General features: G+C 71.0%; 19 protein-coding genes. 9 read left to right on the forward strand and 10 right to left on the reverse strand.

From position 1 onward, the window contains the following. From D7W82_RS08815 to D7W82_RS08830, 4 genes are all read right to left on the reverse strand, one after another. A complete protein-coding gene (locus D7W82_RS08815; RefSeq protein ID WP_120617911.1) occupies positions 1-462 on the reverse strand; it encodes a (2Fe-2S)-binding protein in 462 nt (153 codons plus the stop codon). After that, complete coding sequence (locus tag D7W82_RS08820; protein ID WP_120617912.1) at positions 459-1,130, reverse strand: Isoquinoline 1-oxidoreductase subunit; 672 nt, start codon at positions 1,128-1,130, stop codon at positions 459-461. The genes D7W82_RS08815 and D7W82_RS08820 overlap by 4 nt, the downstream gene beginning before the upstream one ends. Positions 1,131-1,297: 167 nt before the next feature. After that, positions 1,298-2,122, reverse strand: coding sequence for an alpha/beta fold hydrolase (locus D7W82_RS08825; RefSeq protein ID WP_158617614.1), 825 nt, complete (start codon positions 2,120-2,122; stop codon positions 1,298-1,300). A 28-nt stretch (positions 2,123-2,150) separates the two neighbouring features. Then, complete coding sequence (locus tag D7W82_RS08830; protein WP_120617914.1) at positions 2,151-2,645, reverse strand: MarR family winged helix-turn-helix transcriptional regulator; 495 nt, start codon at positions 2,643-2,645, stop codon at positions 2,151-2,153. 205 nt (positions 2,646-2,850) lie between these two features. On the opposite strand from D7W82_RS08830, the gene D7W82_RS08835 reads away from it, so the two are divergent. Continuing rightward, the gene (locus D7W82_RS08835) at positions 2,851-3,216 is read left to right on the forward strand and encodes a hypothetical protein (RefSeq protein ID WP_014396503.1); all 366 of its coding nucleotides are present in this window, start codon (positions 2,851-2,853) and stop codon (positions 3,214-3,216) included. A 1-nt stretch (position 3,217) separates the two neighbouring features. Here D7W82_RS08835 and D7W82_RS08840 read toward each other — a convergent pair whose 3' ends face one another. Continuing rightward, positions 3,218-3,928 (reverse strand): siderophore-interacting protein, encoded by a 711-nt coding sequence (locus D7W82_RS08840; protein ID WP_120617915.1) that lies wholly within the window; start codon positions 3,926-3,928, stop codon positions 3,218-3,220. A 191-nt stretch (positions 3,929-4,119) separates the two neighbouring features. On the opposite strand from D7W82_RS08840, the gene D7W82_RS08845 reads away from it, so the two are divergent. Next, complete coding sequence (locus D7W82_RS08845) at positions 4,120-4,842, forward strand: DUF6600 domain-containing protein (RefSeq protein ID WP_233587388.1); 723 nt, start codon at positions 4,120-4,122, stop codon at positions 4,840-4,842. Here D7W82_RS08845 and D7W82_RS08850 read toward each other — a convergent pair. After that, a complete protein-coding gene (locus tag D7W82_RS08850) occupies positions 4,799-6,517 on the reverse strand; it encodes a radical SAM protein (protein WP_120617917.1) in 1,719 nt (572 codons plus the stop codon). The two genes, D7W82_RS08845 and D7W82_RS08850, sit on opposite strands and share 44 nt — an antisense overlap. Positions 6,518-6,706: 189 nt before the next feature. Between D7W82_RS08850 and D7W82_RS08855 the strand changes: the two genes are divergently transcribed. Beyond that, positions 6,707-7,078 carry a DUSAM domain-containing protein gene (locus tag D7W82_RS08855; protein ID WP_120617918.1) on the forward strand — a complete coding sequence of 124 codons (372 nt, stop codon included), beginning with the start codon at positions 6,707-6,709 and terminating at the stop codon, positions 7,076-7,078. Between the two features lie 36 nt (positions 7,079-7,114). Here the strand turns inward: D7W82_RS08855 and D7W82_RS08860 are convergent, their stop codons facing one another. After that, entirely contained in the window at positions 7,115-9,526 is a 2,412-nt protein-coding gene (locus D7W82_RS08860; protein WP_120617919.1) for a helicase-related protein, read from the reverse strand. Positions 9,527-9,737: 211 nt separating this feature from the next. Between D7W82_RS08860 and D7W82_RS08865 the strand changes: the two genes are divergently transcribed. Then, positions 9,738-10,214: a bacterioferritin gene (locus D7W82_RS08865; RefSeq protein ID WP_158617615.1), complete on the forward strand. Its 477-nt coding sequence runs from the start codon at positions 9,738-9,740 to the stop codon at positions 10,212-10,214. Positions 10,215-10,287: 73 nt separating this feature from the next. On the opposite strand, the gene D7W82_RS08870 is transcribed toward D7W82_RS08865, so the two are convergent. Further along, on the reverse strand, positions 10,288-11,295 hold the full coding sequence (locus D7W82_RS08870) for a fatty acid desaturase (protein ID WP_120617921.1): 1,008 nt from the start codon (positions 11,293-11,295) through the stop codon (positions 10,288-10,290). Positions 11,296-11,442: 147 nt separating this feature from the next. Further along, positions 11,443-12,270 (reverse strand): PPK2 family polyphosphate kinase, encoded by an 828-nt coding sequence (locus tag D7W82_RS08875; protein WP_120617922.1) that lies wholly within the window; start codon positions 12,268-12,270, stop codon positions 11,443-11,445. A 168-nt stretch (positions 12,271-12,438) separates the two neighbouring features. On the opposite strand from D7W82_RS08875, the gene D7W82_RS08880 reads away from it, so the two are divergent. Further along, positions 12,439-13,878, forward strand: a complete 1,440-nt coding sequence (locus tag D7W82_RS08880) for a cytochrome c peroxidase (protein WP_120617923.1) — start codon at positions 12,439-12,441, stop codon at positions 13,876-13,878. A 7-nt stretch (positions 13,879-13,885) separates the two neighbouring features. Here the strand turns inward: D7W82_RS08880 and D7W82_RS08885 are convergent, their stop codons facing one another. Further along, positions 13,886-14,389 (reverse strand): SRPBCC family protein, encoded by a 504-nt coding sequence (locus D7W82_RS08885; protein ID WP_158617616.1) that lies wholly within the window; start codon positions 14,387-14,389, stop codon positions 13,886-13,888. Between the two features lie 352 nt (positions 14,390-14,741). Here D7W82_RS08885 and D7W82_RS08890 point away from each other — a divergent pair, with 352 nt between their 5' ends. The 4 genes from D7W82_RS08890 (at position 14,742) to D7W82_RS08905 (ending at position 19,226) form a co-directional block, all read left to right on the forward strand. Beyond that, positions 14,742-15,374, forward strand: a complete 633-nt coding sequence (locus D7W82_RS08890) for an OsmC family protein (RefSeq protein ID WP_120617925.1) — start codon at positions 14,742-14,744, stop codon at positions 15,372-15,374. Further along, on the forward strand, positions 15,304-15,540 hold the full coding sequence (locus tag D7W82_RS08895; RefSeq protein WP_120617926.1) for a hypothetical protein: 237 nt from the start codon (positions 15,304-15,306) through the stop codon (positions 15,538-15,540). Before D7W82_RS08890 ends, D7W82_RS08895 begins: the two co-directional genes overlap by 71 nt. Positions 15,541-15,750: 210 nt before the next feature. Further along, positions 15,751-17,886: an ATP-binding protein gene (locus D7W82_RS08900; RefSeq protein ID WP_120617927.1), complete on the forward strand. Its 2,136-nt coding sequence runs from the start codon at positions 15,751-15,753 to the stop codon at positions 17,884-17,886. Further along, complete coding sequence (locus tag D7W82_RS08905) at positions 17,883-19,226, forward strand: sigma-54 dependent transcriptional regulator (protein ID WP_120617928.1); 1,344 nt, start codon at positions 17,883-17,885, stop codon at positions 19,224-19,226. The genes D7W82_RS08900 and D7W82_RS08905 overlap by 4 nt, the downstream gene beginning before the upstream one ends. Positions 19,227-19,309: the final 83 nt, after the last annotated feature.

Raw genomic sequence — 19,309 nt, forward strand, 5'->3', positions numbered from 1 at the left:
TCACTCCGTCGGCAGTCCCGCCGCCTTCTTCACGGCGGTGCGGATGCGCGTGTACGTCCCGCAGCGGCAGAGGTTGCCCGCCAGCGATTGATCGATCTCCGCGTCGGTGGGCTTCGGCTTCTTCGCCAGCAGCGCCGCCGCCGTCATGATCTGCCCCGCCTGACAGAAGCCACACTGCGGCACCGCCAGGTCCACCCACGCCTTCTGCAGCGGGTGCGAGCCGTCCGGCGACAGGCCTTCAATCGTCATCACCTCGCGGCCCTCCGCGCGGCGCACCGGCGTCACGCACGAGCGCACCGCCGCGCCGTCGATTTGCACCACGCACGCGCCGCAGAGCGCTTGGCCGCAGCCGTACTTCGTGCCCGTCAGCGTCAGCACGTCGCGCAGCGCCCAGAGCAGCGGCATCTCCGGATCCACGTCGAGCTCGTGCTCGGTCCCATTCACTCGCAGTCGGATGCTCACGGTTGGCTCTCCTCGCGCGGGCACTCCGCGCCGTCCTTCACCCACGCGGCCACCAGGGCCCCGAACTCCGCCTGCGTCCCCGGCGCCGGAACCCGGTCCGCCCCGGGCTTCCAGCCCCAGCCCACCAGCTCGTCATGCGCCGAGTGCTCAATCAATTCCGCCAGGCTCTTGCCGCCGTTGCGCGCCGGGTCCTTCAGCTGCTCGCACAGCGAGCGCGGCGTGCGCCCCTCCCAGAACATCACCTTGGGCGCCAGGTGCCACTTGGGCGCGCCGGGGACCCGCGCCAGCTGCGCGTTGCGGTCCTGGTGACAGGAGGTGCACTCCAGGCCGGGCACGCCCTGGTCCTCGGGGCCGCGGACCACCGGCGGATCATGGACCTGGCTGTTCTCCCCCTGCAGGGGGCTGTCGCCCACGGGGTGGCAGTTGACGCAGCGGGGATGCAGCATCACCCGGCTCGCCTCCAGGAACAGCGCCCGCGAGCGCTCCTTCTTGTCGCCAATGCCCGCGAAGGCCTCTGGCGGCCGGAGCGTCCGTGGATTCGCGGGCGGAGGTACCCCGCCCGGATGCGCCGCGCGGCCCGCGCATCCCGCGCTGATGAGGAGCGACAGCGACAGCCCCGCCGCCCCCGCGCCCAGCACGGCTCCCAGTGCCTTCGAGCGAAGATTCATCGTGCCCCGTCCATCCCTTCGGCCAGAGGTCTTCCAGCCCACGCTGCGTCACGAGGCCGGAGGGGCGATGCTGCCCCGGGCCTGCCCTCCCGGAGCCTTTCAAAAAGCCGCATGGCCTGTGAAGGTTTTCTTCAGAACGGACCCGACCCTGGGAGTGGGCGGGCCCATCACGCGGCGTGGGGGACGGCGGCCTGCGTGAAGGCCACCAGCTCCTGGACGAACCGGGCGGGATTCTCCCATTGGGGAAGATGCCCCGCGCGGGGCACGAACACCAGCTGGCTGCCCGGGAGCCGTGCATGGAACTTCCGCGCGGACGCCTCACTCGACCCCGGTCCGCGGTCCTGCTGACCCCAGAGCAGCAACACGGGCCCGCGCGGCGCCGCGAACTCCCGGCTCGACCCCATGACCTCGAAGACGATCTCCGCGGGCCTCGGCATGCGTTCACGGAAGAGCGGCGCGAGGAAGGCCGGCACGTCCGCGGCTCCCTTCGCGACGAAGGCCCGGTCGAGCATGCCCTGGGTGAAGGCCACGCGCCGGTACAGCCCGAGCATCAGCGCACGCGCCGGGCGCCAGCGGCCCAACCGGATCATCCAGGCCGGGGGCGGCGCGGGCGGTGGCAGCCCGTTGACGATGATGACGCCCAGACAGCGCTCCGGGTGCTCGCTCCCGACGACCCACGCCACGCTGCCGCCGAACGAGTTGCCCACGCACCACGCAGCCTGGATGTCCAGCGCGTCCAGCAGCGCCACCGACCACTGGCCATAGGCTTCGTAGGACCCGAGCGCCTCCCCCTCCACGAACCCCGGCAGCTCCGGCGCCACCACGCGGTAGTGCTCCGCGAGCTGCTCCCACGCGCGAGACCAGTGTCCGGGAGCGCTCCCCCATCCGCCATGGATGAGCAGCAGCGGAGGACCGTCTCCTCCGACGTACACGGTGGCGGGACGGCCGTTCACCTCCACCTGGCGTCGCTCGATCCGATGTGCTTCCGACATGGCCTCCTCCTTGTTCATGCGTCGCGGTTCAGGGGTCTCCGCCGTAATCCATGGGCCCGGTGCTGGGCCGGAAGCGGTCCGCCATCAGGGACAGCACGCGCACGCAGGCGTCGATGTCCTCGCGGTCCAGCTCCGCCGCCACCTCGCGCAGCTTCACGGCCTCGCGCGCCCGGATGCCTTCGATGACCGCCCGGCCCTGGGACGTCAGGGTGAAGAGCGAGGAGCGGCGATGCGCCGGGTTGGGGAGGGGGTCCAGGAGCCCCGCCTCGCGCCCGGTGTTCACCAGCCGCAGGACGAACTGGCGCCCCAGCTCCATGCCCCGCGACAGCTGCGGCACCGTCTGCGGCCCGTGCGCGAACAGCCGATCCAACACCGCCCGCATGCCCACCGTCACCCCGGTGCCGTCGAGCTGCTCCTCCACCGCCTTCAGCAGATACCGGTGCAGCGGGCGCACGAACAGGATGACGTCGTAGAGGGCGTCCTCGTCACGCTTTGCCGCTGCCTTGCCGCCTCGCCGGGCCAATTGACACCTCCGGCGTCAACTTGACGCCTGAAGCGTCAATTCGCAAGCCCTTGTCGCGGGCTGTGCCTGGGTGACACGGGCCGCGGGCGGGATTGACGGAATGTCTTTCGGGGCCCTTGGAGCCTCCGCGCAAGTGCGCGGAATCGCGTGAATGGGACGTTGGAACGCGGTGTGTATTGGGAAGCGCGCAAGGAGATTGCCCGCCATGCGCCAGAGCCCCGCGTCGTCCGTGTTCTCCCTCACCCGCCTCTTCGTCGAGCAGTGTGCCCGCTGGAGGCTGCGCGAGGAGGTCATCGCGTTCATCCTCGAGTTCGGCACACCCGCCCGGGCGTGTGGTGCCACCCACCTCACCGTGCACGAGCGCGACCTGCCGGTGGCGCTGCGGGACTCGTCCCTGGCGCGTCAGGCGCGCGGGTGGATCCTCATCCTCAATGACGAGGACCGGCTGCTCACCTGCTACCGCCGCCAGGACGCCTCGCGCTTCCTCAAGCAGAAGTCCAAGCGCCGTCCCGCGGGAGTCACCCGGGACCGCGACGACTTCCTGCGCGGCCTCCAGTTCGCTCCGGCCTGAATCAGTCGAGCCCCGTCTTGCCCACGGCCCAGTAGGCCTTCACCTTCGGCGTGGCGCGCTCACCGTCGCCGCGCAGCCGCGAGCGCAGGGCCTGGATGGACTGCGCCCGGCCCGTCATCACCAGCGTCGCGCCGGGTGTCGCGCGCAGGGCTTCGCGCAGCCGTTCGTGGACCTGCGTGAGGTGCGCGTCGCCTGCCGTGCGCTCCACGTCCTGGCCTTCGAAGCCCAGCTCGCGCAGCGCGGGCGCACAGTCCTCGCGGCGGCTCACCTCGAAGATGGGGGTGACGTCGCGCTTCGCTCCGGTGCGGAACGCGTGCGCCACCGCGAAGGACGTCTCGTCTCCGAAGAGCACCACCGGCGCGCCGCCGGACTCCAGCGCCACCGAGCGCCGGGGGCCGAAGAACTGCACGGCGTCTCCGGTTCGCACATCGCGGCCCCACTTCGCTCCCGGGCTGTCGCCATGCAGGTACACCAGGAAGGCCGTGGCGCCGCGCGCTTCGTCCCAGGACAGCGGCGTGTACGTGCGCATGCCCAGCCCGGGCAGGAACACCTGCACCTTGTCGCCGGGGGTCCAGCCCTGCCCGCGCAGCGCGGGTCCTTCACAGTCAATCTGTCGGAAGGCGCGCGAGACTTCGCGCACCTGGGTCACCTTCGCTTCGGTGAAGAGAAAACGGCCCAGCATGCTTCCGAGCATGGCCTTGGCGTTTGCCATTGGAGCCTCCGTTCAGGCGTTCATACGCCGCCTGCACGTTCACGGCTCGTGAAGTTGCGTGAAGGCGTCCTCACCTTGCAGGGCAGAGACCCCCACGAAAGGAACCGGACATGGGCTCCTGGCATCCCCGGGTGCGCTGGCTTCGGACCGGCACCCCTGTCCTTGCCATCCTGGCAGCCGGAGGCTGCGTGATGGGCCCGGAAGATTTCGGGCCGCAGGTGACGTCGAGTTCGACGCCCCTGAACAACCCCATGTCCCAGTTCCGGGAGGCGCTGGCGCCCTACGGCAACTGGATGAACCTGCCGGACGTCGGCTGGGTCTGGAAGCCGAACCCCGAGGAGGTGGGTGCGGGCTTCGTCCCGTATTCCACCGCCGGCCGGTGGGCTTCCAGCGATTGGGGATGGACCTTCGAGAGCGACTCGGAGTGGGGCTGGGCGCCCTTCCACTACGGCCGGTGGTTCACCACGCCGTCGGAAGGCTGGTTGTGGTGGCCCGACAGTGAGTGGGCCCCTGCCTGGGTGGACTGGCGGTGGGGAAATGGCTTCGTTGGCTGGCAGCCCCTCGCGCCGCCGGGCATGAGCACCGGGCTGAGCTGGACGTTCATGAGCGCGGACAACTTCGTGCAGCCCGACGTGGGCTCGCATCTCCTTCCGGAGTCACGGGTCCAGGAGCTGATGCGTCAGACGCAGCCCGTGGGCGAGCACGTGGTGGCTCGCGAGGGGTACTGGAACCGGGGGCCGGAGCCGGAGGAAGTGGCCCGGGTCACCGGACAGCAGGTGCCGCTCGCGAGGCCGATGACTCCGCCCACGGGGCAACCACCGCGTGCGTCCGCCGAGAGCTCAAAACCCAAGGCCCATGAAGCATCCGCGGCTACGCCGGCTGGAGGAAGCGCCCGTCCACCAGGTGGTCGATGACCTCGCGGGCGGAGTGCGGATCCAGCCTGGCCTTGGTGCCCAGGTGTGACACCGCGCTGGAGACGGTGGTGGGTTGATTGAAGGCGGCCAGGGCGGCGAGGAGGATGGCGCCGTCCTCGCCCTGGGTCAGCGTGGGGTCGGTGAACTTTCGCGGGCTGACGGACGGGGCGCAGCTCAGGGTGATGCCGTCCACCGAGCGCAGGACCGTCACCGGCTCCTTCGCCAGCTTCGCGGGCGCCCGGTGGCTGCCCAGCCAGTCCCCCAACGTGAAGCGCTCCGTCGAGGGCGCGGTGTTCTTGAGCCGCGTGCGGCCGTGGAGCTCGACGCGCTTCCTCGCGTCCCGGTGCTTCCAGGCCAGTTCGTCCACCCGGTCCGAGTTGCGCTGCACCGCGGCCTCCAGCTCCTTGTCCTTGAAGCGGATCATCGGCACGGACACGTCACCGGGTTCGCGCTGCTCGAAGTAGTCGAGGAACTCCGCGAACGTCTTCGCCTCCGTCACCATGTCGAAGCGCGCGGGGTGCTCCGTGACGAGCGCTCCGGGCTGCGCTTCCAGCCGCTGGTAACCCACCACGCAGTCCAGGCCGATGATGCGCTCCACCAACCGCAGCTCCTCCGCGAGCCGCTCCCGGTTCGTGAACGGGAGGCCGCCGATGCCGGAGATTTCGATCTCCACGTTGGGGTGGCGGCGGACGGACTCGATGACGTCCAGCAGCTCGCGGTCCTTCGCGCAGGGCTTGAGCAGGCCCTTGGACATCTGCTCCATCCGCTGCTGTTCGGAGAAGCAGCCGATGTCGATGACCATGTAGATGCGCTGGAAGGTCTGCGCCAGCGCCGCGACCAGCTCCACGCGCGGCACGCCCCAGAGGAAGTACGTGCAGCAGTGGCGCGACAGGTCCACGCCCGCCCAGGTGCTCCCCAGGAACTCCGCCGTGCTGCCCGCGAAGTCGTAGCGCATCTGCCAGGTCCGGCTGGCGATCTCCTGGTGATCCCTGCGCACGTTCTCCTCGGCGCGCAGGAACGGCTTCGCGCGCCCGAAGTCCGCCTTCTGGTTGCCTCGTGCGCCGCCGCAGTAGAGGCAGTTCTCGCCGCAGCCCTTGCCGGGCGCGACCCAGCCGGAGAAGGAGTGCGCGTCCATCTGGCTGAGGAAGAGCTCGTTGAAGTGCGAGTAGTAGACGTCCTGCGTGTTGGTGGCGCGCTGCACGTACGCCAGCGGCAGCCTGCGGGGACGGCCGTCCGGCGTCCGCGTCACGACGTTGGGCGGGGCTTCCTCTCCGTTGCAGAGCGCCAGGAGGGGGACTTCTCCATCGCCCAGGATGACGTGGTCGATGCAGTCGTAGCCGCTCAACTCCTTCCACCAGTACGACGCGGAGTTGCCGCCCACGACGATGCGGATGGACGGGTCGATCTTCCGGATGGTCCGAGCGATCAGCAGCGCGCGGTCCACGTGGTGGAACCACTTCAGGCTGATGCCGATGAGCTTGGGGCGCACGCGGGCGATGAGGCGCTCGAAGGACTGCGTCACCTCTCCTGCGCTTTCGTCCCCGTCCCACAGCCGCACGAAGGCTTCAATCCCGCCGCGCCGCAGGTAGCTCGCCAGGTAGAGGATGCCGCACGTGGCTTCGCCCGTTCCGGCACCGACGAGGAGGACTGGCGAAAGGGCACGACCACTGCTCATGGGACGACCACCGGCATGGGAGGGAGACGGGGCCAGCGTATAGGCGAATCCGGGCAGGCCCCGCGTGGATTCGTCGCCTCCCCTCCTCCCGGGCCGCCGGCCTGCTCCCTGGCCGGCCCCTCGCCGCAGTAGGGTCCGCCCCTCATGACATCCTGGGATGTGCCACCGGACTCAGGCGGTGAGACCCGAATGAGCACACCCGACTGGAGCCCGTTCCGCGACCTTGCACTGCGTGTCCTTCGCGAGGGAGCGCCACTGACACTGAGTGACGAGGTGCGCACCCTCATGCTTCGCACCGCCGAGGAGGTCTCCATCGCGGATGCCGATGCCGCTTTGAGCACCAGCGCCGGGGCGCTGGCCTTGGTGCAAGAGGCCGAACGGCGCATCGCCGAGGGGTCGAACCGCCTGACGGACGCACTGCATCGGATGTGGAGCCTCCAGCGGCAAGGTGACTTTGACAGCGCGCGCCAGCAGATGCGCGACGTGCTCGCGGTCGAAGTCGTCCCCTACTACCGCGAGCTCGCCTTGGAACAGCTCTCCGGCATGTCCGACGAGCCGTGACAGCCGAAGCGAGGTACCGGAGCAGGACCCAGGGCTTCACGGACGATCGTTGAGCCGGCCCGCCCCTGCCGTCTCACGACCGCGGACACCACCCGCCTCCGGCGCCGATGGCTTCCGTCCCCTCCTGCGCCGCCGCCGCTTCGAGGCAGCGCCCTGGGGCTGTCCGCCCAACGTCCGCAGCACCTGCGCGCGGACGCCGCCGTCCAATCGCAGCTGTTGCATGAGCGCTTGCACCTGCTTCGCGCCCTGGGGATTGCGCAATCCCTCTCCCAGCCGCTCGACGATGTCGATGCGCAGCGCCACCGGCCCGATGACCTCGTAGCCGAAGGACCGCGCGCTCCGGCCGGCCAGCGCCGACACGTTCAGCGCCGGCTCCTGGGGGATGCCCTGCGGACACGGCGCCTGCTGGAACAGCGCCGTCAACATGGCCCGCCGCTCCAGCGCCTGGGGCGACAGGGCCTGGGTGACGTAGAGGTACCGCTGGCCCTCGTGGACGCCCTGCGCCTTCAGCCGCTCCCGCGACTCCTCGTCCAGGAGCCGCCACTGCTCGCGCGCCTCTCCCTGCGAGATGACGCCCAGCCCCTCCGCCAGCTGGTAGGCCACGGCTCGGGTCGCCGGTGAGCGGCTCGCCCCCGTGAAGGACTCCGCGGGGAAGCGTCCCATGGCCTCCGTGACCAGGTCCCTCGCCAGCGCCACCAACCGGCGCTCCAATCGCTGCCGCGCGCCTCCCGTCCACACCTCCGGCTCCGCCAACGCCAGCTGCGGCGAGCGCCGGTCGCGCCCCCGCACCAGCCGGGCCAGCGGCTGCGCCTCGAAGGAGATGCGCCCCGCGGCGTCCACCTCGAAGGCGTCATGCGTCGCGTCCACCACGCGCTGGACGAACTGCTCCTCCGTCATCACCGCGCCTTCCCCGCCCGGCACCTCCGTCAGCAGCAGCCCCAGCTTGGCGAACGGACTGTCCGAAGCACCGGCCTGTGGCAGCGCGCTGGCCCTCACGAAGCGGCGCGCGCTCCTCCTCGCGGCCCGCTGGACGAAGCGCTCCACCAGCCGCTCATGCAGGGCATCCCCCAGCGCGTCCTCGATGCGGCGCGTGCGCTCCTGCCAGGCCTCCGCGTCATTCAGCCAGCCCGGACGATGACTGATGTACGTCCAGATGCGGATGGCCGCGAGCCGGTCCATCAGCGTGTGGATGTCTCCGGAGGCGTCGTCCAGCGGTGACACCTGCCGGCCCAGCCAGGTGGGGTCCAGCTTCCCGTCTCCGGCCGTCAGCTGGAGGAACGTCTCGCGCAGCAGCGCGACGTGCTGCCCGAAGAGCCCCTTGCGGAAGTCCGGGACCTGGCAGACCTGCCACAACAGCTCCACGGAGGCCTTGTCGGTGGTGAGTTCGCGGATGGCGGGCACCGCCGACAGGCCCTTGAGCGCGTCGAAGTCGTCCGCGCGCTCCACCCGGACGAAGGCGCTGTCGCGCGGCGCCCGCGACAGCGAGTCCAGCAGCGCCTCCGGGCTTGCGAAGTCCAGCGAGGAGTTGCGCCAGATGAGGCTGCGCACCGCCGGGAAGCGGTGGGTTTCGATGGCGGAGACGATGCGCGGCGGCAGCTCCGGCAGCGTGTTCAGCGCGCCGAAGCTCCCGTCGTTGAGGTGGCGCCCCGCGCGGCCGGCGATCTGCGCCAGCTCGTCCGGATACAGGTCGCGCTGTTCGGCGCCGTCGTACTTGGAGAGCGTCGCGAAGGCCACGTGGTTGAGGTCCAGGTTCAACCCCATGCCAATGGCATCCGTGGCCACGAGGTACTGGACCTCGCCGGACTGATACATGGCCACCTGCGCGTTGCGCGTCCGGGGCGACAGCGCGCCCAGCACCACCGCCACCCCACCCCGCAGGCGGCGCAGCGACTCGGCCAGCTCGTAGACGCGGTCCGCGGAGAACGCGACCACCGCCGAGCGCGGCGGCAGGCTCTTGAGCGAGCGGCGCCCGGCGTAGCGCAGCTGCGACAGGCGCGTGGCGCGCTTCAGGGACGCATGGGGGATCAGCGCCTGCACCATGGGCCGCATGGTGTCCGCGCCCAGGAACCAGGTCTCCTTGCGCCCGCGCGCGTGCAGCAGCCGGTCCGTGAAGACGTGCCCGCGCTCCCGGTGCGCGGCGAGCTGGATCTCATCCACCGCGAGGAAGTCCACCTCCCGGTCGGTCGGCATCGCCTCCACGGTGCAGATCCAGTAGTCGGGCCGGGGCGGGATGCGCTTCTCCTCGCCCGTCATCAGCGCGACCCGGCCTTCGCCCACCTTCGCGGTCACCCGGTCGTAGACCTCACGGGCGAGCAGGCGGAGCGGCAACCCGATGATGCCGGAGTCGTGCTCGAGCATCCGTTCGATGGCGCGAAAGGTCTTCCCGGTGTTCGTGGGCCCCAGCTCCGCCACGACGACGGACGGCCGGCTGGATGGGCTCGAGCTCATTCGCGAAGACTAACCCCGAACCCCCTCCTCCGCCCTGGAGGCCGCAAGGGATGTTCGCGGACAACGTCCCTGCCCGCCGCCCGGCGTGGAGGCAGGCGTCGAAGGGCGGGACGGACAGGCGCGGCGCCGCCGGCACACGGGGGCAGGTGGGATGGACGGCGGTGCCCGGGCCCCCCAGCTTCCGGACACGCAGCCGCCCGGGGGCAAAGCCATGGCCGACACGCACTCGCAGCCGTCCGAGACAGACCCGGAGGAGCTGGGCGTCCGCATCACGCTGCTCAACGCCGCGCTGGCGACCAAGGTCGTCTGCGTGCGGCGCTACACACGCCATGCCCTGCTGGCCGGAGGCGCCTGCCACCAGGCGATGAAGGCCGCGTTCGGCCTGCACGCACGCGACGAGCAGGACCACGCGATCAGGCTCGCCGAGCGCATCCAGCAGCTGGGCGGCAGGCCGGACTTCAACCTTGGAGGGCTCATGTCCAGCGGTGACACCCAGGACGACGAAGGGCGGACGCTGGTGGAGCTGCTGCGCGAGAACCTGGAGGCGGAGCGCGTCGCCATCGCGTCGTACCGCGACCTCATCCCCTACTTCGCGGAGCGGGACCCCACCACGCGGCGGCTCCTGGAGGAGCTCCTCGACGAAGAGGAGGCACACGCCAACGTCCTGCACACGCTCTTGAAGCCTTGAGCCCCCGGCCCGGTGGGTTCCTCGGGCGGGTCCCGAATGGACCCGCCGGGCCGAGGCTCGTCGCCGAGCTTCTTCAGGTGCCCGTCGCCACCCGCGCGTCGCGGTAGCGGACCATCCGCTTCAGCGACGGATCCCACAGGTTCAGCCGCAGGCACCCGACGATGTCCTTCAGCGTGAGCGCGGTGACGTGCGGCCCCTGGAGCTCCGGGATGGACGCCATCGCCTCCGGCAGCCGGTAGAACGGGATGCGCGGGTTGAGGTGGTGCACGTGGTGGTAGCCGATGTTGCCCGTGAACCACTCCATCACCGGCCCGAAGCGCATGTAGCTGCTGGCCTCCAGCGCCGCGTCCGCGTGGTTCCACGACGCCTCCGGCAGGATGGCCACGTCGTCGAAGTTGTGCTGCGCGTAGAACAGGTACGTGCCCAGCGCGTACGCGGCGAACAGCGGCCCCACGAAGGCGGTGAGGTAGACGCCCAGGCCGAAGAAATGCCAGACGGCCGCGGACAGGGCCACGTGCACACCGAACGCGATCCCGGACGTCCAGTAGCGCTTCGGGTTCTTCACGAACGGCTGGAGGCACAGGCTGTAGAGGAACGCGGTGAAGTAGCCGAACAGCTGCGTCACCGGGTGGCGCTCCACCACGTAGCCCAGGCGCTCGGCGCCGGTGGCCTTGCGCCACTGGTCCGTGGTCCAGGTGACGAAGGTGCCCGCCGAGTCCGCCGCGATGCGCGCGGTGTTGGCGTGGTGATGGTTGTGCGTGTCATTCCAGATGCGCGCCGGGGTGAGCGTGAGCAGCCCCTGCACCTGGAAGAGCGCCTTGGCCCACCGGGACTTCGGCAGGAGCGCCCCGTGCATCGCGTCGTGGAAGAGGATGAAGCAGCGGATGAGCACCAGCGCTTCAATGAGGCCGCCCACGATGCGCAGCGGCCACCAGGGCGCGGCCACCGCCAGCACCACCGCGCCCACGAGCGCGGCGTAGGTGGAGCCGAGCGCCCAGAGCGAGCGCGCGGTGTCCTGGGCCGCGAAGGGACGCGTGCGGGCAATGAGGTCCTTGCTCGAGGTCGACGCGGTTCGTTCCATGGGGACAGGGCTCCAGCGGTGACCGCCCGGCGACACACCGGGACGGATGACCGCGAGCGTTGTCCCATCCCCATGTCACGGCCGGGTCAGCGCATCCCACGCGCGGCATGGGCCCTTCGCGTCATGGATGACGCAAAAGGCCATGCGTCAGCGCTTCTTGCGCCAGGCGCGAAGCTCCGCCTTCTTGTGCTTGCCCACTTCGTCCAGCCGGGCCTGCCAGGCTTCACGGTGGGGACGCAGGGCCTGCGCCACGGCGCGGGCCACCACCAGGTTGCGGTACCACTTGGCGTCCGAGGGCACCAGGTGCCAGGGCGCCTGCAGGGTGGACGTGCGAGCGAAGACGTCTTCATACGCGCGCGTGTAGTCCGCCCAGTGCTTGCGGTCCTCCCAGTCGCCCGCGGCGATCTTCCACGCCTTGCGAGGCTCCTCCTCGCGCGCCAGCAGCCGCTGCTCCTGCTCCTCCTGGCTGATGTGGAGGAAGAACTTGAGGACGATCGTGCCGTGCTCGGAGAGCAGGGTCTCGAAGTCGCGGATGTGCTGGTAGCGCACCTTCCAGAGCGCCTCAGGCACCAGGTGGTTCACCCGCGCCACGAGCACGTCCTCGTAGTGGGAGCGGTTGAAGATGGAGAACTCGCCCTGCCTGGGGGCCTTGAGGTGCACGCGCCAGAGGAAGTCGTGCTCCCGCTCCTCCGTGCTGGGTACGCCGAAGGAGGTGACGCTCACCCCGCGCGGATTGAGGCTGCCCACCACGTGCTTGATGGTGCCGTCCTTGCCGGCGGTGTCGCGTCCCTGCAGGACGATGAGGACGGAGTTCAGCTTCGCGCCCCACAGCAGGTCCTGCAGATCGAACAACTCCTCGCCCAGCGCGGCGAACTCCTCCCTGGCGGCCTCCTTGTCCTCCTTCTTCGGAGGCGTCGTGGGGATGCGCTCCAGCTTCACCTTCGCGCCCTGCTTGTCATTGCGGATGATGTCCATGGTCCTCTTCGCTCCTGGTGTGGCGGAAGCGTGCCTGGAGCGAAGGCGGATTCACACCGTTCCGAGCCAGGACGCCGGCGGAACGTCCGCGTCGAACCATTCGAGGCGGTGACACGAAGCGGGGCGCGCGGTGTTCCCCTCCCGTCGCAGCAACCGGGAGGGGAACACATGGCAGGGCATCGACTCATCGCGAGCGCGCTGGGCGCCTTCGCGCTCACCGCGCTCGCGGGCTGCACCGACACCGCGGCTCCCGTGGAAACCACCGCCGCGCTCGCGACGTCCGAGGCGGAGCTGGCGTCCGTGGCCCAGGCGGCCGCCGGCAGGAAGCACTTCCAGCAGGCCCTGCCGGGCACCAACGGGCGCTCCTGCGCGACGTGCCACGTCTTCGCGGACGACACCGCGCTCACGCCCGCGCACGTGCAGGCCCTCTGGGCGAAGAACCCCGCGGATCCGCTGTTCAACCGCATCGACGCGGATGACCCGGCCGCCCCCGTGCCCACCTACGAGCACCTGAAGAAGGGCCTGGTGCGCGTGGTGCTCCCCCTCCCCGCGAACATGGACGTCATCGACGTGCGGGGGAACGTCATCACCGCCCCGGACCGCAAGGTGTCCGTCTGGCGCGCCGTGCCGAGCATCGCCGACACCGGCTTCTCCGGCCCCTTCCAGTTCGACGGCCGCGAAACCGACCTGGTCACCCAGGCCCAGAGCGCCGTCACCAGCCACAGCGAGGGCGGCACGGTGGCGCCGGCCGTGCTCCAGCGCATCGCCGCGTTCGAGCGCAGCGTGTTCAGCTCCCCGCGCGCCCGCTTCGTGTCGGAGCTGCTGGAGCGCGGCTGGCCACTGAGCGCCATCCCGGATCCGGACGCCCTGCTCCTGCTCGACGCATCCGAGCGGCGCGGCCGAGACGTCTACGACCTGGCCTGCGAGGCCTGCCACGGCGACCGCACGCGCAACCGCATCGTGAACCGCGACACGCACGACGCGCTCTTCTACGCGCTCAAGCCCGACGGCAACATCCAGTACACCGTCACGCCCGGCGCCCCGCCCCAACCCGTGCGCGTGCCCCGTCCCCACAGCGAGTTCCTCAACGCCGGCTACGCATACATGACCTACCTGGGCCAGCGCGGCGTCGTGCCCCTCTTCAACACGTCCGTCGACTTCCCCCAGTACCGCTTCCGCTTCTACACGGACGGCACGCGACAGCACGCCGTCACGGACCTGCCGCCCATCCCCGTCACCGCGAGCGGCGACCCGGATGACATCAACCCCGCCCTGGATGAGGACGGCGCGCCCATCGTGGGCCCCGCGCTCGCGGCGCAGTGGTACTCCACCGACCCCGGCCGCGCGCTGATCAGCGGCGACCCCGCGGAGTTCGAGGCCTTCGACGTGCCGTCCCTGCGAGGCATTGCCCGCACCGCGCCGTACTTCCACGACAACAGCCACGCGACGCTCGCGGAGACGGTGGACACCTACAGCCGCTTCATCCTCCCGGGCATCCCTTCCGTGGGCGCGCTGCCGGTGCACCCGCCCGAGTTCCCGGGCGGGCCGCCGGAGTCCCTCAGCCCCGCGCAGAAGCGCGACCTGCTGCGCTTCCTCCAGCGGCTGTAGGCGCCTCTCAACGCCGCCACTCCAGCTCCGGCGCCGGCACCCGGGGCGGAGGTGGCAGGAAGGTGTGCGCCAGTCCCCGCAGGCCCCGCGCGAAGAACTCCTCGCGGATCCACTGGCTCAGCGCCGCCGCCTCGCCCTCGTGCCCCGGCGCCAGCCGGAAGGTCGCGTGCCACTCCACGAAGGTCTGTCCGGTCGCCGTCACCGGCGTCACCCGCAGCTTCGCCACGAAGTCGCGCACGGGCAGCGGGCCCTCCACCATCTCGTACGCGTAGCTGCGCGCATTCGGGTCGTACGCCAACCGCGCCTCCAGGTACACCTCGCCGTCGCGCGTGGTGAACCGGCGCAGGGGGCCGGAGTCTGGGCGCGTCACCCGCTCGCTGGAGACGACGCCCGGGTGCCAGCGCGGAAGGCTGTCAAAGCCTCCCACGCGGTCCCAGACCACGTCCGCGGGTGCCTGGATGAGCTGACTCGCATAGGCCTCGGCCATCAGTGCCTCACGTCGTTCGTGCATGGACATGCTCAAGAAGGGGCTCCAGCCCCTCAGGCGGTACGGCCCTGGAAGCCCTCACAAAGCCATACAGTCAACGGACCGGTTCCCCCACCGCATCGCATCGCATTCATGCCGCCCCCCATGTCAGGCATTGAGGCGCGTGATGTGGAGCAAGGGCAGCGGAGTCGGAATCGTCCAAAAGGGCTGTTGTAAGCGCTCCGCATCCCGGGTCAGTCTGCGTGTGGCCCCGCGATCACCGGCCCACCTGGGGGGACTCGCCCCGCGGGGCATGGACTGGCGGGATGTGAAGCATTGCCCGGGCATGGCTGTTGAAGGCGCATGGTGGATGCCCGCTTCGCCGAGGAGATGCCCGATGACCTCCGCTTCCATCACCGAGTACGAAACGCGCCTCTACTGGCAGGGGGACCGGGGCGCGGTGCTGACGAGCGACCATGCGCCCCCCGTTCCGATTGGCCGCCCGCTGTGCGGCCAGCAAGGCGGGCCCGAGGAGGGGCGCTGGGACCCGGAGGCGCTGCTGGTGGGCGCGGTGGAGGGGCGCACGCTGCACGCGTTCCTGGACGGGGCCCGGGAGGCGGGCGTGGGCGTGCTCTTCTACCAGAGCTCCGCCACGGCCCGGCTGGTGCGCGGAGGCCCTGAAGAGGCCCCCCACTTCACCGACCTCATCGTCCGGCCGCACGTCGCCGTGGGCAGTCCGCGGGAGGCGGAGGACGCGCGCCAGCTCTTCGCCCGGCTGCCGGAGCGCTGTTTTCCCAGCTCCATGCTCCAGCTCACCCCGCGCATCGAGCCGGTGGTGGAGGTCTGGGCCCACGCCCGTCGCGAGGACACTCCCGCACCTGTCGAAAACCACGCACCTGCTCCCGGAGAGGCGGACGCGGTGGTTCCCTGGAGGAGCGGCATGCGCAGTGTGGAAGGACATGCCGACGAATCCACAGACGAACCCGCCCACGAAGCCGGTGAAGGAGCCGGAGCCGAAGCCCACGCCTGAGATTGAGCCGCCCCGGCCGCCCATGCCGGAGAAGGATCCACCGCCGGGCGAGCCCCAGCGCCGGGAACCTCCGCCGCCCCAGCAGGACCCGGAGGTGGAGCCGGGCATCCAGGACCCACCCGCGCATGACCCCAACCACCCGGGGCCGCCGAAGATCATCGCGTGACCGCTCGAGGCGCGCGGCGGGTGAGCGCCCGCCCGCGCGGCCCCCTGGGTTGCCCTGGACCTGACACACCCGGCGTCCGAGCGCGTTCACCGGCAGGAGACGACTTGCGGACCTCCCTGGACCTTCGTCCAATGACAGCGTTTGCTGCCTTCACGCGGCGATGCAAGTCGATGCGGGGAATCATAGAGTGAGGTGCGCTCGTCGCGAGCCATGCTCCCGTTCTCCTCGCCCCCTCACCTCCCGCGGCTCCTCACTGTCGCCGCCGCGTGCGCGGTGCTCATGGGCCTGATGGCGGCCTGGAGCGAAAGCCAGTCCGCGGGTGTCCGCATCGCCCTGCTGGCGGTGAGCGCGTTCGTGCTGGCGGCGGTGGGCGCGGGGGTCGCGCTTCGTGCCATGGCCCGGAGCGAGCGCGAGTGCGCCCAACTGCTCGCCAAGGCGGATGATGCGCGGGCGCTGCGCGACGCGGTGATGGACATCACGCCGGTGGGCTTCGCGTTCTACGACCGCGACCTGCGCTACGTGCACGTCAACGCCGCGCTCGCCGCGATGAACGGCCTGCCGGCGGAGGCGCACCTGGGCCGCCACGTCTCGGAGGTGCTGCCGGCGCTGGGCACGGCGCTCGCGCCCCGGCTCGCCCGCGCGCTGGAGTCGGACGCGCCCTTGCAGGACCTCAGCCTCCAGGTGGAGACGCCCGCCGCGCCCGGCGAGACGCGCTTCTGGTTCGGGAGCTACTCGCGCGTGCGCGGCTCGGGCGGCGCGGTGCTGGGCGTCATCGCGTCCCTGTCGGAGGTCACCGAGCGGATGCGCGCGGAGGCCTCCCTCCAGGAGCACGAGGGGCGCCTGGACGTGCTGACCCGGTCGCTGCCGGACTACCTCTGGGGCGGGAAGCTGCGGGACGGCGTGCTGCGGGACTTCTACTGCACGCCCGTCGTGGAGCGCACCACCGGCTATCCGGCCAGCGCCTTCACCACGGGCGGCGGGCCGGAGGGGACGCCCTCGCCGCTGTGGGCGGAGATGATCCACCCGGAGGACCGGACGCGCTATCGCGAGTGCATCGAGTCGCTGGCCCTGGCTCCGAGCACGGAGGTGGAGATCGAACACCGCATCATCTGCGCGGACGGGCGCGTGCGCTGGGTGCGCAGCCGCGCCGCGGCCTCCGGCCTGGACGACCTGGGCGGCGTGCACCTGGGCTGCGTCGTCACGGACGTCACCGACCGGCGCCTCGCGGACGACCTGCGCCAGCGGTTGAACGACAGCTTCCGCCGCTCCGCGACGGAGTGGCGCCGCACCTTCGACGCGGTGTCCTCGCCGCTGCTGGTGCTGAGCGCGGAGGGCATCATCCACCGGCTCAACGACGCGGCCCGCGTGCTCTTCCGAGAAGCGGATCCCTCCGGCCAGCCGCTCTCCGTGACCGTCGGGGCGCCGCCCTGGTCCAGCGCGGGTCCGCTGGTGGAGGAGCTGCGCGCGACGCACGGCAGCACCAGCCGCGAGGTGCATGACGCGGAGTCCGGGCGCACCTGGGAGCTGTCGGCCGCCTGGGTGGACGAGAAGGCCAGCGAGGACCCTCGCATCATCCTGGTGGCCACCGAGGTCACCCGGCTGCTGGAGCTGCAGGCCCACGTGCGCCGCAGTGAAACGATGGCAGCCATGGGCGCCATCGTCGCGGGCGTGGCCCACGAGGTGCGCAACCCCCTCTTCTCCATCTCCGCCGTCGTGGACGCGGTGGAGGCCACCTACGGCGCCCAGCCGGAGTTGAAGCCCTACCTGGACGTGTTGCGCGGCGAGGTGCGCCGCCTCACGCACCTCACCCAGGAGCTGTTCGAGTACGGCCGCCCCACGCGGGGGGAGTGGACGGACGGCGCCGTGGGCCCGGTGGTCTCCGAAGCGCTGTCCGCCTGCACGCTCACGAGCGACAAGGCGGCCGTGAAGCTCGAGCGCGAGGTGTCCGGCGCGCTGCCCCCGGTGCGCATGGACGCGCGCCGCCTGTTCCATGTCTTCCGCAACGTGGTGGAGAACGCCGTGCAGCACTCCCCCCAGGGCACGACCGTCCACGTGACGGCGGAGGCCGTGGAGGAGGCGGGGCGCCCCTGGGTGCGCTGCACCGTCCACGACGGAGGGCCCGGCTTCAAGAGCGAGGACCTGCCCCACGTCTTCGAGCCCTTCTTCAGCAAGCGTCGAGGAGGGACCGGCCTGGGGCTGTCCATCGTCCAGCGCATCCTGGAGGAGCACCAGGGGCGCATCCGCCTGTCCAACCATCCCAAGGGAGGCGCGGAGGTGATCATCCTCCTGCCCGCCCTTTCCCGCGCCGGCAGCACCGGCCCCACTCCGCAGTCCCAGGTGTCATGACTCGCACCCGTATCCTGCTCGTGGACGACGAGCCCGGCGTCCGTCTGGGTATGAAGGGCTACCTCACCCAGCACGGCTTCGACGTGGACGAAGCCACCAGCGTCGCCGAGGCCCAGGAGGGCTTCCGCACGCACCGGCCCGATGTGGCCGTCATCGATTACCGCCTGCCGGACGGCACGGCGCTGGAGCTGCTACCCCGGCTCAAGGAGCTGGACGCGGCGGTGCCCCTGGTGGTGCTGACCGGGCACGGCTCCATCGAGCTGGCGGTGCAGGCCGTGAAGGAAGGCGCCGAGCAGTTCCTCACCAAGCCGCTGGAGCTGGCGGTGCTCAAGGTGGTGCTGGAGCGGCTCGTGGCCCAGCGGCGCGAGCGGCAGCGGCTCTTGGCGGACCGCTCGCGCGCGGTGCGCACGCAGGTGGATCCGTTCCTGGGGAACAACCCCGCCATCCGCGCGCTGCGCGACCAGGCGGAGCGCGTGCGCGACAGCGACAGCCCGGTGCTCGTCACGGGCGAGACGGGCAGCGGCAAGAGCGTGCTCGCGCGCTGGCTGCATGAAGGGGGACCGCGCAAGGAGGCCCCCTTCGTGGACCTGAACTGCGCGGCGCTGTCCAAGGACCTGCTGGACTCGGAGCTGTTCGGCCACGAGAAGGGCGCCTTCACCAGCGCGGTGGCCGCGAAGCAGGGCCTGTTGGAGGTGGCGGACCGGGGCACGCTGTTCCTGGATGAGATTGGCGACATGGACGTGGCCGTCCAGCCCAAGCTGCTCAAGGTGCTGGAGGAGAAGCGCTTCCGGCGCCTGGGCGACGTGAAGGACCGGCGCGTGGACGTCAGGCTCGTGGCCGCCACGCATCAGGATTTGCAGGTGGCCGCGCGGGAGAAGCGCTTCCGCAGCGACCTGTACTTCCGCATCAGCACGCTCATCCTCCACGTGCCGGCCCTGCGCGAGCGCGCGGAGGACGTGCCGGTGCTCGCGAGCCACTTCCTGGCGGAGATGGGCGCGCACCGGGGCCGCGGCCAGGTGGAGCTGGAGCCCGACGCGGAGCGGGCCCTGATGGCCTACAGCTGGCCGGGCAACATCCGCGAGCTGCGCAACGTGCTGGAGCGCGCGGTGCTCTTGTCCGGCACGTCGCGCCTGTCGCGCAGTGCCCTGCGCTTCGAGTCCCTGCTCCCCGCGGAGGAGCCGCTGGGCGAGGACCTCACGCTGGAGGAGCTGGAGCACCGCCACATCGAGCGCGTGCTGGCGCGCGAGGGCGGCCACGTGGAGCGCGCGGCGACGAAGCTGGGCATCTCCCGCAGCTCGCTCTACGCGAAGCTCAAGGGCTGGCAGCACAAGGGGGGCTGACGGCAGCGCGCGAGGGGTATGGGTTCAAGTCCCGTATTCCTCGCCACTGAGAGCCCAGCAGCGCGGGGCCTGCGGGTGCCGGG

It is taken from the genome of Corallococcus sp. CA049B, from assembly GCF_003611685.1.
Lineage (GTDB): Bacteria > Myxococcota > Myxococcia > Myxococcales > Myxococcaceae > Corallococcus > Corallococcus coralloides.